Here is a 327-nt window from a genome sequence, read left to right on the forward strand (position 1 = left end):
CACGTATATCTGGACCTATGAGAGTGGATACATATATCTTACCAGCATCATGGATCTGTATTCTCGTAAGATCATCGCATGGACGCTCACACCCACGATGGAGGTCTCATGCGTTGTCGATACCGTCAATAAAGCGAAAGCCTCAAGGCCTACTTCTGAGCCGCTTATCATCCACAGTGACTATGCCGAATTCGGGATAATTCCGACAGAGGCAGTCAGTACGTCAGCGAGGCCTACAGAAAAGCCACAGAGGGCATGCAGAGGAGCTACTCGCATAAAGGCTACCCATACGATAACGCCTGTATAGAATCGTTCCATTCTCTGATA

General features: G+C 48.3%; 1 protein-coding gene. It reads left to right on the forward strand.

The genetic code is table 11. The features are described from left to right. A partial coding sequence (locus tag ACTNCK_RS11810; RefSeq protein WP_441082915.1) for a DDE-type integrase/transposase/recombinase occupies positions 1-307 on the forward strand: 307 nt, incomplete at its 5' end. Positions 308-327 lie beyond the last annotated feature (20 nt).

The sequence above is a fragment of the Candidatus Weimeria sp. HCP3S3_B5 genome (assembly GCF_052064335.1).
GTDB lineage: Bacteria > Bacillota > Clostridia > Lachnospirales > Lachnospiraceae > Weimeria.